The organism is Brevibacillus centrosporus (assembly GCF_046622605.1).
Lineage (GTDB): Bacteria > Bacillota > Bacilli > Brevibacillales > Brevibacillaceae > Brevibacillus > Brevibacillus centrosporus.
In genome coordinates, this window is sequence record NZ_CP176856.1 from 4876620 (window position 1) to 4891355 (window position 14736).

The window sequence follows — 14736 nt, forward strand, 5'->3', positions numbered from 1 at the left end:
CTTAATTCGCGCGATTGCTTCTTAGACCTTTTGGTGTGCAAACATTTTGTATTTTCCGTGTAATAAAATCGGCTATCGTCGCCAGCATCGCGGTTGCAAGCGCTCCTGTCAAAAGCATGTTGTCGTTTGCAACCCCAAGTCCGGTAAACACCAGATACCCGAGTCCTCCTCCTCCGATCACCGCAGCGAGCGTTGCCCAGCTGATGGTATATATAGTTGCCGTCCGAAATCCACCCATGATAATCGAGATCGCGAGGGGCAGCTCCACCTTCCACAAAATTTGAAAGCTGGTCATCCCCATTCCCTTCGCCGCCTCTTTCAGCGCAGGGTCTACTTCCATGATGCCGGTAAAGGTGTTGCGAAGCATGGGTAAGAGCGAGTAAAGAAACAGTGCCACAATTGCTGGTACAGCCCCGATTCCAAGCAGCGGGATCATCAGCCCTAAAAGGGCAAGGCTGGGAATGGTCTGCAAAATATTGACAAAGCCAATGACGTAGCGGTTCATTTTTTCCGTTCTCGTCAGGATGATTCCGAGCGGCACAGAGACGAGAAATCCTGCCATGACCGCGATAAACGAAATGTAGCTATGCTCCCAGATCAACAATAAAATCTGCTCGTGCCTCTCCTGGATGAACTGGATAAATTCGCTCATGTCTTCCCCTCCCTCTTTTTACGAAATGCTCCAACGGGGAAGCGTCGCTTTTTTCGCCGACGAGACTGCCTGCCGCTCCTGTGCGCCTTTCAACCGCTTGATTCCGATAAAGTCCGCCACAAAGGAATTGGCAGGACGCTGCAGCAGCTTCTCGGGAGAATCCACCTGTACGACAGCGCCATTGTTCATCAAGCAGATGCGATCGGATATCTTGATCGCTTCGTCCATGTCGTGCGTCACAAAAACGATGGTCTTCTTGATCGTCTTTTGCAGTCTTACAAACTCATCCTGCAGCTGCTCCCGGCTGATCGGATCCAATGCACTGAAAGGTTCATCCATCAAAATGATGGGCGGATCTGCCGCCATAGCCCGGATAACGCCAACACGCTGCTGCTGTCCACCACTCAGCTCAGCCGGGTATCGGTTTTTGAAAACCTTCGGGTCCAGCCCGACCATGTCCAGCAGCTCATCGACCTTTTTTTCATACTGCGCTTGGTCTGCTTTTTTCAGTCTAGGCACCAAGGAGACATTTTGGCCAATCGTCATATGGGGAAACAGAGCAATTTGTTGAATCACATATCCGATATTGCGCCGCAGCTCAACGGGATCTGCCAAGGAGACATCCTCCCCATTGATCTCGATTCGCCCTGAGGTAGGCTCGATCAGGCGGTTGATCATTTTCATGGTCGTCGTCTTGCCGCAGCCACTGGGTCCGATCAAGACGAACAGTTCACCCGCTTTGATTTGCAGGTCAAGCTTTTGGATGATGGAGACATCGTTGATGCGCTTTTCTACGCTGTGAAAGGAAATCATCTACCCCAACTCCTCCTCAAAAATTTTATGGAAAGAAAAAAAGCCGACACACTGCGTTTCATCAGGAGGGCCCTTCCCGACAAAAGCAAATGAGTCGACTATTCTCTCACATACAAATATGAACAAATAAGCTTGATAGGTGCGGACGACCCATGCCCGAATAGAGCAAAAGCCGTTTGCACATAAAGCAAGCGGACAAAAAGAAACTTGTATGCATGATCTGCTTTAGCCGACGAGGTTAGCTGACGGGTAGGATGGCAGTTTGCATCCCTTCTGTTTTCACAGAATTAACCCCAAAGATGGTTCCCCCGTTTTCGTCCGAGACGAAACTAGGCCCGTATTTAATTAGGTAACAATAAAAGGTTACCATAATGTTTCCAATGGCTCAAATCTGAAAATTCTCGATATTACCCCCTCTCTGTGGCTCAGCAGCAGTTGACCGTAATCTCTTGCCTTATGCTTGCTTATCCTGCCATTTCCTTTTAAATCCATATAACTCTTGCATTCTATTCGTAAAAAAAGAGCATGAACATGAAAACGTTGACTTAGGAATGATGGACCCATTCTTTCATCCAGTGCTCCTGGTCCAGCAAGTAATACGTTCGAGGATACAGCTCTGGGTAATCACCGATAAAGGTAGCCCACCAGAAAATCCCCGCTCCGTGAATATTCGCCCCTGCTTGGCTGGCATTGACCAAGCCCTTCGCGGCGGAGTAGATATTTTCCACGTACGGATCGTGATAGACCACTCCTATCTCTTCTACCGTTCTGCGTTCATAGGCCGGCATGATGGGGAGCAGCTGGCAATTGCCTTTTGCCGAGAGAATAGCGTCACTGTATCGCTTCATCTCCGTGGTCCATAGCGTTTGATAGGCGTAGGGAGAATCGATCGGCGAATCCCATCCCATTTGATCGTACACCATCGGATTGATCTGATCGACGATGGAGGCAATCCTTTGGATATACTCGTAGCTCCACTGTTTTTCCCCGCCATACTGAACGGGCGCAGCCACCGAGAAGTAGCGATTGCCGCTCAGCGCATGTTCTCGCAAATAGCGAAGCGTATTCTCCAGTTCGCGGTCGTCTGGTAGAAACGGTTCCATGTCGAGATGAACGCCATCCACCCTGTACAGCTTTCCGTCCCAGAAAATGCCTTCATGGACGAGCTTCTGCACGATCTGATTCACATTTTGATTAAACGTCTCTTTCCCAAACAGGGGGTTCGGCTGTTCGTTTCCATTCCCGTCCTTTGTCAGCCTTTGATTAAAATTAAGCACCGCAATTACCACTTGGTCCGGAGCAGCTTCCTTGGAGTATCTCAGCCATTGGGCCAGTCCGGCGTAGCTCCTCGCGTCGAGCATCCCCCATTCCGTCAGCATGCCAACGTCCGCCATCTGATAGCGAATTCTCATCTGGCTTAATTGCTTGACACGAGCTTCGATCTCTGCGGGAGCCTGGGGCTCGGCAAACCAGTCATTCGGCAGAAACGCTGCATTATTCGTATGGCAATCGTAGGTGCACGAAGCAGGGACAAGGCTTATATCATCAAAATAGGAAACACCGCCTGCGATGGCATGATAGACATAGACGTACACCTGTATGTGAGCCGTGTCAGGCACAGTCGTAAAAGATGCCGATTTTTCCTCATAGGACGGGGTCTTGAAGGTAAGCGTCACTCTTCCCCCTGGGATTCGTTTTCCGTTCTTGTCCAGACATTCTGCCCCGATGATTCCTTCTTGACCGATTCTGTTTACACTGCCATTTCCTTTCAGTATGTACGTCTTTCCCGGGACAGCAGCGTCGATGATCTGTCCTGCTCCCCCCTCAGCCTGATCGACGGCAGCAGCGAAACTCCCGCTGTTTTTGGCTGCCGGGGACATGTAGAACCCGCCCCAATTGTCCCACCCCTGTTTGGTTTCAAACCCCGGATCGAGGATTAGGTTCTCATCGATCGCATAGCTGATCGGGAAAGGAGAAAAGAAAAAACGACAAAGCGTGATCGTAAGGAATAGAAATGCACACCGATAAAGTTGATTTGCAGACAATTTCGCTCCCCCACCCGAGTCAGAATTTTCCTACTCAAGATGATACCCGGACAGCGAAGCCGTTAAACCCCGAGCATGCATGAAGCTCTACTTCCAAATCCTCTTGGCCCGAAACACCTCTTGGAAATAACCCCAGACAGAGACCGGACTCATTATAAATTGATAGAAAAGCACATAGGCAAAAAAGCCAAGCACATTTTTGCGAATGCGAAGCTCAAGAACGCGGAAGACATTTCTCTGGTAGCGATACAGAACGGAATTCTGCAGCAAGGTCAACGGCAAAACCAATAGAGTGGTCATTCCAACTATCCAGTAAGAACCGAAAAACGCCAACACGAGCCCGGGCAGCCACACAAACGTGTAGACGATATCGATGTACGGCATGACGAAATTGCAGCCTGTCAAATACTTGGTATAGGCAAGGGGCTGCTGCCATGGTTTAATCACTTTGAGCGCCTCAATCATCCCTCTCGCCCAGCGGCTGCGCTGTCTGAAAAAATGCGTGAACGTTTCGGGCACCTCCGTAAATGCGACGGCCAAGGGCTCAAAATAAACTTTCCAGCCATTGCCCAGAAACCTCCACGTCAAGACAATATCTTCTCCGATCGCATCCGGCCAGCCCCCTACCTGGGCGACCGCTTCCGTTTTATAAATGGAAAAGGCCCCTTGGGCAACCAACGTCCCTTGAAACAAGCCCTGCAGCCTTTTGATACTGGCTATTCCCAAAAAGTAGTCCCATTCCTGGGTCCTCGCCAATAGCCTTCCTCTGCTGTTCCGTACGAGAACAGCACCGGCAACCGCACAGACATCGTGCGGAGCGGACAGCATACGGGCCACGATATAGCGAACCGCGGATTTGTGCAGCAAGGTATCCGCATCCAGCGTAATCATCCATTTCGTTTCAACATGTGGAATCGCAGCATTTAATGCAAAGTTTTTGCCGGGCTTCGCTTCCTCGATGACTTTTACGTTGACGTTGTAATCGCTCCCGGCCTCCAGCGCTTTTTCGGCTGTACGATCGGTTGAATGGTTATCAATTACGATGATGTTGATTGGCCCCCGGTAATCTTGCAGCGAAATATAGCGTATCGTTTCACCGATGCCATTTTCTTCATTTCGGCAGGCGATGAGTATCGTAATTTCTTCCGCAGGATGAGTAACCTTCAGTGCGGGCTGACGGTCCAGCAATAGACTCGAAACCATAAAAGCATTCATATAGCCGGGAATATAGGAGAGGCCGACAATGACAAACAGCGCGACCGGCACGCTCACTAGCCCTCCCAAATCTATCACCCACGGGATCGAGAACCAGATCGAAAATAGCATCCAGCCCAAGGCAAAAGCATGACTGTAATAAAATTTTTTTCGGATAGGTATATATTTATCTTTGGGAAGCAAGGACGGCTTAGGTGATTTCGAATTCTTGTTTGGCAAACCATCCACTTTCATCTCCCCAATCATTCGTATGTAGGGCGCATCTCTTATAGGACATTATACCTAACAAGCTTTTTTGCCGGATGGGATCAAATTCTGCCAATTCCGCTTCCTCTCCAGCAAAAAACCCGCTTCGGCTACATGCCAAAACGGGCTTTTTGCTGCTTCATGACCTATCTTTTTTCCGCTAGATACTCCGCAAAATATTGAAACGTAAACGGTTCATTGCAAAGCGCTTGAATCTTCTCCTGCCATGGGTCGCTTTCAGATGGCTCCATAAAGGATTGGCGTATGGCGTCAAATACGTGCTGGTTTCCGTAAAGTCCATCCACGCGATACGCTTTTCGCAGCATATCCCGTATGCCATCCGCAAAAATATAGCTGTGCGTGTAGACCGGATAAGCCAAATATAGTACGTCTACCGATGGACTCATGGCTCTTCCCTTTACTCCGAATACTTCCTCTGCCCATTTATCAGAAAGCTCCTGGAAATCAGCTTCGGGATTTTCATAGATGGCATGCTCCAACAGACTTTGATAGAAATAGTATTTGGTGACGATCAGAAAAAAGAGGTGATCGTACTCCTGAATCTGTTTGATCGCGGAATCCTCTACGTGGAACACATCCTGTAACCACTTGGGCTGTGCAGAAATGGTCATAAACATTTCCGCCATCGCTTCATGTCCGATCAAATCTTTAAACCGGAAAAGCTCTGGTGGCTGCTGCGAGGAAAAATGTTCATACAGCGCATGCCCCATCTCATGCAGCGCAATTTTATAAGCACCATAGCCATCCCGCTTCCGAACTGCAATCCGAATATCCGTGGGAGAAATGGCGTTCATCATACCTCCGTAGGGTAGATCACATAAGGTTACTTGAATGGGGGTGGAAGAAAGCTCTACTCCAAAAGAGGCGCATGTAAGTGCTAAGACCTCGTTTATTTTCTCGCTTGGAAAAGCCTCGGCAGGAAGATCGTAGTAGTTCAAGGCTCCAAAGAGTAGGTCATGGTATCGAACATCCTCCCAGCCAAACTTCTCTTTGAATCGCGAATCCCACGCCCTGGAAATGGCGTCTGTCTGTTGCAGCATCTGCATTCCTTGTTCCCGGTACATTTCCCAATCCAGTCCATAAATGTGCTCGAACACGAAATGGAAATAAGTCGAATACCCTTTTTCCTGAGCATAACGATTCCTCGCGAGAACCAGCTCACGAAACTGACTGGCCGTCTCTTTCCCATACCGTACCGTTTCCATGAATAGATCCTCGCGTAATTGACGATCTGGATTCATCATCAGATACGCTTGCACATTTGAGAGCGAATAGGTTTCCCCATGAAGCGCAAAGGTCTTCTGTAAGATCGTAGACATGAGTGAATTCTTGATCGATGCGATAGCAGGATGACTTTCGATTTCTTCCTGCAGCGCTTTGTTTTTCAGTACAGCAAGCCTTCTCTTCCATTTCAAGTCACTGATTTTTTGCTCCCAAAAACCCAGCATCTCTGTAAACCGAGGGTCCGTAAATATCTGATAATGCGTTTGCTGAATTTCATTCAGTCTGGGCGACTCGATTTTTTCGGTCGTCAATTCGTATTGCAGCAGGGTTAATTCTTGGAATGTCATCTCCAGCTTGCCGATTTCTTCGTCATAAGCAGCTTTCCATGCCTCTTCTTCCTGTATCCTCGCAAGTCGGTCAAGATCCATTTGAATCGTCCTCCCTCTGATCGTTTCCAACAGAGTAACAGCCAAATGTCAGAGAATGATCAGAAGGCGCAGGTGAAATCGTCAAAAAGAAAAAGAAGCGGTTTCCCGCCTCCTTTTACATGAATTCCCGAATCCACTCGACAAGCTTAAATCCAAGATAAATCCCAAAGATACTCAAGACTCCAGGCAAAGAACTTGGGGCGGGCATCGGAAATTTAACGATAGAGAAAACCATCCCTACGATCGCCCCGCAGCATGTGGCAAGCAATAGCTCTTTCAATCCCTCTCCCTGCCTTTAGACTCTCGCGGAATCCGTTAATTTGGCGTCAAGACGCTTGAATTTGCTCACTTGCTGAGTGATCGCGATTTCCGTCGGCAGCCGTTCGATGCTGGATGCACCGAAGAAGCCTACGACTCCCTTGGTTCTGCTCAAAACATACGCAGCATCCTCCGGCTCGGAGATGGGACCTCCGTGGCATATCACCAGGATGTCTGGATTAACCGATTTGCCTGCGTCGTGAATGCGCTGCACCAGGTCAACTGATTCATCGAGAGTGAGTGCTGTATGGGCGCCGATGGTCCCTTTGGTGGTCAAACCGACGTGGGCAACCAGCACATCTGCACCTGCCTCGGCCATTTTAATCGCCTGCTCCTCGTTGAATACATAGGGTGTGGTGAGCAGCCCCAGTTCATGTGCCTTGCGAATCATCTCCACTTCCAAATCGTAGCCCATTCCTGTCTCCTCCAGGTTTTGACGGAAGACACCATCGCACAGGCCAACTGTCGGGAAGTTTTGTACTCCTGAGAATCCCATGTCTTTGAGCTGCTTGAGATAGACATCCATAAGCCGGAATGGGTCGGTACCGCAGACACCAGCGAGCACCGGCGTGTTGTTCACGATTGGGAGAACCTCTCCCCCCATTTCCACTACAATCTGATTGGCGTCGCCATATGGCATCAGCCCGGCGAGGGAACCACGGCCTGCCATCCGATAACGTCCGGAGTTGTAGATGATAATGAGGTCGGCCCCACCCTCTTCCGCGCATTTTGCCGACAGGCCCGTACCCGCTCCAGCGCCGACAATCGCACGATTCTCAGCGACTTGCTGACGTAGCCTGCCGATAATTTCTCTTCTAGCGATAGCCATGTTCATTTCCTCCCCAAGATGGTTTCAGCATAGTCAAAAGGTGCGCCGCAATCACTTCTGCGACAGCCGGGTCGTTGATGTCCTGTTCCATTTCCACAAACGAGATGTCCTCGCGCAAATTTTCTTTGAGTGCGTCGTACAAAGCTTGCCGTTCCTCCACGCCATCAAAAGCTTGGGAGTCCCGATCCAGCAGGGAGACGCCGCCTTTTGGGAAAACGAATACGGTTGGGGAATGGCTTTGGTTCAGCTTTTCTGCGATTAGGCGGCCCAGCTCCTGATTTTCCTCTACGGTCGTACGCATGAGCGTCGTCGTTGGATTGTGCTGATAAAATTTCCGCTCGGCAAACTGAGCAGGAACGGTCTCAGGCGGACCGAAGTTGACCATATCCAGAGCACCGACCGATACGACCTGGGGGATTCCTGCCACACCTGCTGCTTCCAACCGTTTCGGGCCGGCACTGAAAATGCCTCCCACCAGCTCGTCAGCCAGTTCTGTTGTGGTGACATCGGCTACGCCTTTGATAAATCCGGCTTTCACCAGCTCCTCCATCGCCAATCCTCCTGAACCGGTCGCGTGAAAAACCAGCACGTCATACCCGCTTTGTTCCAGCTTCTCCCGCACCTTTGTCACGCAAGGCGTAGTAACTCCAAACATGGTAGCGCCAATCATGGGCTTATCTTCCGTTTGATTCGTTTCATCGGCTGTCTCTGCCATCATGCCAGCCAGCGCGTACGCCGCATTGCGCAAAATCCGGCGTGACAACGAATTCAGTCCTGCGATGTCAACGACGGAATACATCATCGTCACGTCTTTTTCCCCCACATACGGGCGCGTGTTGCCCGAAGCGACAGTGGAAACCAGCAATTTGGGAACGCCGATTGGGACAGCTTTCATCGCTGTCGCTCCGACCGTGGTACCAGCCGTTCCTCCCATCCCGAATACCCCGCCGACAACGCCTTCTCCAATCAAGCGTTCTACTACTGCAGCCACACCACGTGCCATGACAGCGACGGCAGTTCCGCGATCCTGCTGAGCCCGTAAGTCAGACAAGCTCATCCCACCTGCTAGAGCCACCTCGTCACTGGAGATGTCCGGGGAAAACGAGGGTTGATCCAGCACGCCTGTATTCACCACGATCGTACTCACGCCGAGTGATTCCAGCAGGTCCTTCACATAGCCAAACTCTACCCCTTTTGTATCGAGCGCCCCTACCAATACCGCTTTTTTACTCATGCGACATCACCCCGGCAACAGTCCCTTCAAAAAACTGCTTGCTTCGGCGCATAACCTCGATTTCTCCTACTTTGTCTCGCACATCCAGCGACGGATAATGGGTGTCGATCGTCATCACGGCTTGCGGATCGTGCAAGGCGATGGCCTGCATGACCGGTCCGTGATCGTAATCGTCTTGTCCCGCAATCGCAAAATTTCCAAATTGCCCAAAAGGATGTTTTGCATGTACCGAGTTTGGCTGACGGTACGCCCCTTTTAGATGTGTCTGCCAGACGTACCCTTTTATATGCTCGTACGCTTCAACAGTCGGATACTCGCCAGCTCGCCAGCCATTGAGAATATCCCAGTTGATTTTCAAATGCGGGTGATCTGCGTAGCGAGCGAGGATTCCCAGCTCGGTTGCCGTACTAGACAGCGTAGGCGGCTCGTTTTCAACCACGATGATTTTATTGCGGTGCTGCGCATGTTCGGCATGGCGGCGCATGATGGCTGCATTGTAGCGATATTCGGCTTCTTTTTTCTCTTCTGTCCATTCATCAAACCCTTCTGGACGATGGAGAGAATAGACGCGCACGAGAGGAGCCTCGAAGATGTCCGCCAAGTCAAACAGTCTCTCCAGCACTTGGTTCATCTGCTCGTGATGACCTTCATCGTGGCTGTCGTACTTTGGCGGCCCGGAAAAAGAGCACGTGTTTACCGCCCAGGAGCTTACACTGTTAACCTGGAGGCCAGATTGGTCGATCTGCGTCTTCAACTCCCTCGCTTTTTCCAGTGAGATCGTATCGATCGTGTCACCATCCAGACTCGCTCGTAAATCTATAGATGCAAAGCCTAACTCTGCTGCCACCTGCAAAGCTTGCTCAAACGTTTCCGTCCCCAACATATCGGTAAACACGCTAAATTTCATACGAGTCTCCCCTCTCTTCCTTATCCTTGTTTTAGTCGATGCTGATCCATTTGCCAGATCGCTGTTTAAATGCGTCAAAAATCCTGGTGAGATGAAGCGAATCTCTCAGTGTAGAACGCTCGATCCGCTGCCCGCTCAATACGGCGTTGGCAAAGTAGCTGACGCTTTGCACCATTCCTTGCAGGAAAAGATTTTTGTTGTACACCTGGCCAAGTGAAAATTCCGGCTCCCAGTGTACGGGTCCATCCACCGGGTCATCCCCGATGTATACAGGTGCTTTGCCGTATTCGCCGCTGCCTTTTGAGCCCTTGTAGTAGATCAGGCGCATGCCGTTGTCGATGACCACGTTTTGATGGTTACCGATGATTTCAAATCGCTCCAACGGACTGGTAGGCGCCTGCGTAGACGAGAGCTGCAGATTGCCGATCGCTCCGGACTTGAACTGCAACAAAGCCTGCACGTTTCCACTCGGCTGGTGTTCGATAAAGCACATCTCTTTTACTTCACCCATGAGGTAGTGAATCCCCGACATCGGGTGGCAAATGTCCAGGAACCAATGCAGGCCAGTGCGCGTCGCGATCTCTTCCTGATACGGAGTGAGCGTCAGTGGATAGCGGCCATTTACGGAAACGGGTTGACCGAAATCTGCCCGCTCAATGATTTGCTTGGCCTTTTCAAAGGTTGGGTAGAAGTAGCGTTTGTTGGCGACGAGCACGTACTGCCCAGTCCGCTCCTCTACCTCCAACATGCGCTCTACTTCTTCCGCCGTATAAGCAGCCGGCTTTTCCATCCAGACCGGTAGCCCTGCTTCCAGCAGATCAGGAACGATTTTGGGATAGAGCGGCTTTCCTTCTCTATCGAAATTCAGCACGACGAATACCGCATCCAGCTTCTCCTGCTTGATCATTTCTTTGTAATCGGTGTACATTTTTTGGGCCCCAAACCGTTTGCGGTAGATTTCCGCACGCTCGGCATTCAAGTCGCAGACTGCTACCAGATCGACGGGAGCATAGTCAAAGGTTGGATATACGTTGCGAAATGCGTGAGCCCCGCACCCGATAAAGCCCACCTTAATTTTCGAATCATACTCGTAGTTAAATTTGATTGGGTTCATATCGCTTCAGACCTACCTTTCGTCTTTGCTTGCAAAGTGCCCCGATTACTCCCCGATGGTCTGGCGATCCCCCGCCGAATAGGCGATGATCATCCGGCACGGCTCCCAGCTGGTCACCGTCGCATTATGCGGTACATTCCGCGGAATACGCAGCATCATGCCCGGCTTCAGATGGAATACCTCATCCCCTAGCGTGTGGTCGCATTCACCAGAGAGGACAAAAATCACTTCCTCGCAGTTCGGATGTACATGCCTTGTGTTGGATGTACCCGCATTGATATACACCATGCCAAACGTCATTTCTGCCTCTGGGTCTATCTCGTGTCCGCAGAGCCATTGAATGCCGCCCCACTCCTGCGGCAAAAGATACTGTTCTTTGTTCAAGTCGGTGATTGTCGCCATATGAAAATCTCTCCTTCATCCATCTTGTGGTTGTTATTTATCTGATCCCGCGGACATGCCTTCGACGAACTGTCGTTGGAAGATCAGGTAGACAATGACACTCGGGACCATGCTGATCAGTGTACCGCCAAAAATGAGCCCGTAATTGGAAGCGTTGTTCCCCTGGAAGGAAAGCAGTCCTAACGGGATGGTGTACTTATCCTCGGAGATCAGCAAAACGAGCGGCAGCATGAAGTCATTCCAAATATTCATAAACGTGAAAACCATCAGTGCCACGATTCCCGGCTTCGCCAATGGCAGCATGATTTTCAGATACGTCCTCCACTCCCCCGCTCCGTCTACGTACGCGGATTCACGCAGCTCTTTCGGAACGTCTTTGAAGGTGTTGCGCATCAAGAAGACGGAGAACGGAAGAGCCATCCCCACCGAGACCAAGGTGATTCCGGTCAGCGAATCGACCAACCCCATCGTTTTCAGCTGGAAGAATACGGGGATGATGATGGCCTGCACCGGCAGCGATAGTCCCAAGATAAACAGATAAAACAAGATTTGGTTGCCCGGGAATGTCATCTGCGCAAACACATATCCAGCCGGACATGCGACCAGAAACACGATGATCATTCCTACCACGGTGATGAACGCACTGTTGAAAAAGTAGGTTTTGAAATTACCCAGCTGCCACGCGCCGATCAAATTGTCCAAGTTCCAAGAAGCTGGCAAGGAAAACGGATAGTTGGCAATTTCAAAAGCGGTCTTGAAGCTCCCGAGGATCACCCAAAAGATCGGCATGACGATGATGCCCAGGAGGACGATCAAAAGCACCCATAGGAAAACCTGCGAATTTCGTCCCGCACTCAGTTGCCCGCGCATACGCTAGTCCCGCCTTTCCCGCAAGTAGTTAAACAGTATGGTCAGCGTAATGACGATGATTCCCAGCAGAACACCGCCAGCTGTGGCATAGCTCACCTTATTCATGCTAAAGGCGGATTTGTAGACGTAGGTGGACACCACTTCACTCTTGTAAAACGGCCCGCCTTGGGTCATCACCCAGATCAAAGCAAATCCTTTAAAGGAATAAATGACCACCATGCTGATGACGACGTTCAAGGTATTGCGCAGGCTTGGGATCGTAATGCTGAAAAACTTGCGGATCGGACCGGCTCCGTCAATCTCTGCTGCTTCATACACCGAATGATCGATGTTCTGTAGACCGGCGAGGTACAGGATCAGGTAAAATCCATAAAACGCCCAGGTTCCCGCTATTACCAGAGCAGGCAGCACAGTCCACTCCTCCCCTAGCCAGTTGCGTGCGAGGGATTCGAGGCCGATTTGCTGCAAAAACACGTTGACCGGCCCCATGAGCGGATCGTAGATTTTGGCCCAAAGCACGCCTACTACCGCCAATGAAATGACAGACGGCAGATAAAATCCAGCGCGAAAGAACAGCTTGCCTACTCTGACCTTGCTAATCATCACCGCTAGCACAAGTGTGGGGATGACCACCAAAATGAGACTGATGACGACCCAAACCAGGTTGTGCAATAATGATTGTAAGAATATTCCGTCTTTTAATAGGTTTATATAGTTGTCAACGCCAACGAAATTCATAGTCGGCGAGGCCCCGTCCCAATCGAACAAGCTCAGACGAATCGCGTCTATCATCGGATAGAGCATAAAGATCCCGTATAAAAGCAGCGCGGGTGCCAGAAAAGAGAGAACAACCAGCAAGCGTTTCGCTTTTCGTCTCCAGAGGCGAAGCTGCATTCTGGGTTTCACGTCGTACATACTTTGTGCAGGTGACGGATTTACGGAGTTCATCGCTTCCCCTCCTTCATTCCCATGAAGTAGAGTCGGAGAGAGCAGGATCCCCTGCCCCTTTCCCTACTTCCTGGTTAGTTGATAACCGGCTGCTTGATCTTTTTTGGTGCCCTCAGCGATCGCTTCCATCGCTTCCTGTGGTTTCACCAATCCGCCGATTAATCCAATCAGATTTTGATAGTAGGCTTCCTTGGCTTCGCTGCCGATAAAGACACTCGGATTGTAGCCTACCCCTACTTCAATCTCCTTCATCGCATTGGCTAACAGTTCACCCGCTGGCTTGACCGTCAATGCCGCTTTGGAAGCCGGGATCAGGTTATAGGAAGGGTCACCCAATACCACGTTTGCATAATCCTCTGAGAGAACAAAGTTCATCCACTTCTCTGCCAGCTCGGGATGAGCAGCCTTGGACGGCACTACCCATGTGTAGCCGAGCCCACCTGTCGGATTCGTTTTCTGCCCGCCAATAAAGGAAGGCATGTTGAACGAGCCGATGTTGCCTTCTGCCTTGTTTTCCGCGATGGTGGAAATGATGTGTGTGGGCGAGACAAACATTGCCATCTTCTTGTTCAAAAAGCTTAGCTGGAGATCGGAGGAATTCAGAGACATGGACTCTTTTCCGATATACTCCTGCTTCGCCCAGTCAGCCAGCATTTCGCCCGATTTGACAAACTCGGGATCGGTCCATTTCTTTTCACCGTACAGCAGAGCTTCTACGGCATCTCTGCCTGCAGCCGCCTGCAGAAGATTCGAGTACAAGCCCCCTACGGTAAACGCGGTCCGAGCACCCGTATTGAGTGGTGTAACTCCGTTGGCCTTCAGCGTGTTCATCGCTGCAACAAATTCCTCTCCCGTCTGCGGGACTTGGATGCCATACTTTACGAAAATGTCTTTGTTGTAGTAAACCTGTATCGCGTCTACGGTGTGAGGCAATTCATAAATGCCGTCGGTTACCGTAGCCATCTGGTAGGCAAATGACTGAAGCTTTTCCTTCCAGTTGTTCTGTGTATACCAATCATCGAGCTGCTTGATCAATCCCACCTCTGACAGGATTCGCACGCGTCCTGGGCCAGCATTCATCAAGATCGCATCAGGCGGAGTCACGCCGGATTGCAGCATCGTGGTTAGCTTTCCTGACTCTGTGTTCACGTCCCCGTTTGTCAGCGTAACTTTGACGGCGGGGTTCATTTCTTCAAACTTTTTGATTACGCTTTCCCATTGCAGTTTTTCCGTATTGTTGTAATAGTTCGGGATAAAAAGACTTAATGAATTTCCGTCTGCTTTGCTAGCTGCTGTCGGTTCTTTTTGCGCACTCGCGGCATTGGAGTCTCCTGATCCGGTTGGAGAAGAACATCCGGCTATGACCATGGATGCGAGTGTCGCGAAGGCCAAAAATTTCTTGAGTTTGCCTTTGATCATGGAATCAGCCCCCTTTTTCTTCGGTGTTATTTTCGACGGCCCGTCTTGACT

13 protein-coding genes, 1 pseudogene and 1 riboswitch are annotated in these 14736 nt (G+C 50.4%); all 14 genes and pseudogenes read right to left on the bottom strand.

The features are described 5' to 3' along the window. Position 1: 1 nt before the first annotated feature. The gene (locus ACLIN2_RS24560) at positions 2-652 is read right to left on the bottom strand and encodes an ABC transporter permease (RefSeq protein ID WP_092272819.1); all 651 of its coding nucleotides are present in this window, start codon (positions 650-652) and stop codon (positions 2-4) included. Positions 653-709: 57 nt separating this feature from the next. Next, positions 710-1465: pseudogene (locus ACLIN2_RS24565) on the bottom strand (ABC transporter ATP-binding protein); the annotation flags it as partial. A gap of 213 nt (positions 1466-1678) precedes the next feature. Then, positions 1679-1811: riboswitch (cyclic di-AMP (ydaO/yuaA leader) on the bottom strand. 199 nt (positions 1812-2010) lie between these two features. Further along, positions 2011-3510, bottom strand: a complete 1500-nt coding sequence (locus ACLIN2_RS24570; RefSeq protein ID WP_411502422.1) for a glycoside hydrolase family 18 protein — start codon at positions 3508-3510, stop codon at positions 2011-2013. Between the two features lie 87 nt (positions 3511-3597). Then, complete coding sequence (locus ACLIN2_RS24575; protein WP_411502423.1) at positions 3598-4959, bottom strand: glycosyltransferase family 2 protein; 1362 nt, start codon at positions 4957-4959, stop codon at positions 3598-3600. Positions 4960-5117: 158 nt separating this feature from the next. Next, a complete protein-coding gene (locus ACLIN2_RS24580) occupies positions 5118-6644 on the bottom strand; it encodes a hypothetical protein (protein WP_411502424.1) in 1527 nt (508 codons plus the stop codon). Between the two features lie 115 nt (positions 6645-6759). Further along, positions 6760-6924, bottom strand: coding sequence for a XapX domain-containing protein (locus tag ACLIN2_RS24585; RefSeq protein ID WP_122960942.1), 165 nt, complete (start codon positions 6922-6924; stop codon positions 6760-6762). Positions 6925-6939: 15 nt separating this feature from the next. After that, a complete protein-coding gene (locus tag ACLIN2_RS24590; RefSeq protein ID WP_411502425.1) occupies positions 6940-7791 on the bottom strand; it encodes a phosphoenolpyruvate hydrolase family protein in 852 nt (283 codons plus the stop codon). Then, on the bottom strand, positions 7778-9025 hold the full coding sequence (locus tag ACLIN2_RS24595; protein ID WP_411502426.1) for a Tm-1-like ATP-binding domain-containing protein: 1248 nt from the start codon (positions 9023-9025) through the stop codon (positions 7778-7780). Before ACLIN2_RS24595 ends, ACLIN2_RS24590 begins: the two co-directional genes overlap by 14 nt. Further along, positions 9018-9932, bottom strand: a complete 915-nt coding sequence (locus ACLIN2_RS24600; protein ID WP_400588407.1) for a sugar phosphate isomerase/epimerase family protein — start codon at positions 9930-9932, stop codon at positions 9018-9020. The genes ACLIN2_RS24595 and ACLIN2_RS24600 overlap by 8 nt, the downstream gene beginning before the upstream one ends. A 31-nt stretch (positions 9933-9963) precedes the next feature. Beyond that, positions 9964-11046 (bottom strand): Gfo/Idh/MocA family oxidoreductase, encoded by a 1083-nt coding sequence (locus tag ACLIN2_RS24605; RefSeq protein WP_092272860.1) that lies wholly within the window; start codon positions 11044-11046, stop codon positions 9964-9966. Between the two features lie 45 nt (positions 11047-11091). Next, on the bottom strand, positions 11092-11448 hold the full coding sequence (locus ACLIN2_RS24610; protein ID WP_411502427.1) for a cupin domain-containing protein: 357 nt from the start codon (positions 11446-11448) through the stop codon (positions 11092-11094). A gap of 33 nt (positions 11449-11481) precedes the next feature. Then, positions 11482-12318, bottom strand: coding sequence for a carbohydrate ABC transporter permease (locus tag ACLIN2_RS24615; protein ID WP_122960937.1), 837 nt, complete (start codon positions 12316-12318; stop codon positions 11482-11484). 3 nt (positions 12319-12321) lie between these two features. After that, entirely contained in the window at positions 12322-13266 is a 945-nt protein-coding gene (locus tag ACLIN2_RS24620; protein WP_122923503.1) for a carbohydrate ABC transporter permease, read from the bottom strand. 63 nt (positions 13267-13329) lie between these two features. Continuing rightward, positions 13330-14685, bottom strand: a complete 1356-nt coding sequence (locus tag ACLIN2_RS24625; RefSeq protein WP_411502428.1) for an ABC transporter substrate-binding protein — start codon at positions 14683-14685, stop codon at positions 13330-13332. Between the last annotated feature and the right edge of the window lie 51 nt (positions 14686-14736).

Excerpts from the sequence above, each read along its gene's own strand:
- ACLIN2_RS24560 (WP_092272819.1), bottom strand. The coding sequence starts at position 652 with ATGAGCGAATTTATCCAGTTCATCCAGGAGAGGCACGAGCAGATTTTA.
- ACLIN2_RS24575 (WP_411502423.1), bottom strand. The coding sequence starts at position 4,959 with ATGAAAGTGGATGGTTTGCCAAACAAGAATTCGAAATCACCTAAGCCG.
- ACLIN2_RS24580 (WP_411502424.1), bottom strand. The coding sequence starts at position 6,644 with ATGGATCTTGACCGACTTGCGAGGATACAGGAAGAAGAGGCATGGAAA.
- ACLIN2_RS24590 (WP_411502425.1), bottom strand. The coding sequence starts at position 7,791 with ATGGCTATCGCTAGAAGAGAAATTATCGGCAGGCTACGTCAGCAAGTC.
- ACLIN2_RS24595 (WP_411502426.1), bottom strand. The coding sequence starts at position 9,025 with ATGAGTAAAAAAGCGGTATTGGTAGGGGCGCTCGATACAAAAGGGGTA.
- ACLIN2_RS24600 (WP_400588407.1), bottom strand. The coding sequence starts at position 9,932 with ATGAAATTTAGCGTGTTTACCGATATGTTGGGGACGGAAACGTTTGAG.
- ACLIN2_RS24605 (WP_092272860.1), bottom strand. The coding sequence starts at position 11,046 with ATGAACCCAATCAAATTTAACTACGAGTATGATTCGAAAATTAAGGTG.
- ACLIN2_RS24610 (WP_411502427.1), bottom strand. The coding sequence starts at position 11,448 with ATGGCGACAATCACCGACTTGAACAAAGAACAGTATCTTTTGCCGCAG.
- ACLIN2_RS24615 (WP_122960937.1), bottom strand. The coding sequence starts at position 12,318 with ATGCGCGGGCAACTGAGTGCGGGACGAAATTCGCAGGTTTTCCTATGG.
- ACLIN2_RS24620 (WP_122923503.1), bottom strand. The coding sequence starts at position 13,266 with ATGAACTCCGTAAATCCGTCACCTGCACAAAGTATGTACGACGTGAAA.
- ACLIN2_RS24625 (WP_411502428.1), bottom strand. The coding sequence starts at position 14,685 with ATGATCAAAGGCAAACTCAAGAAATTTTTGGCCTTCGCGACACTCGCA.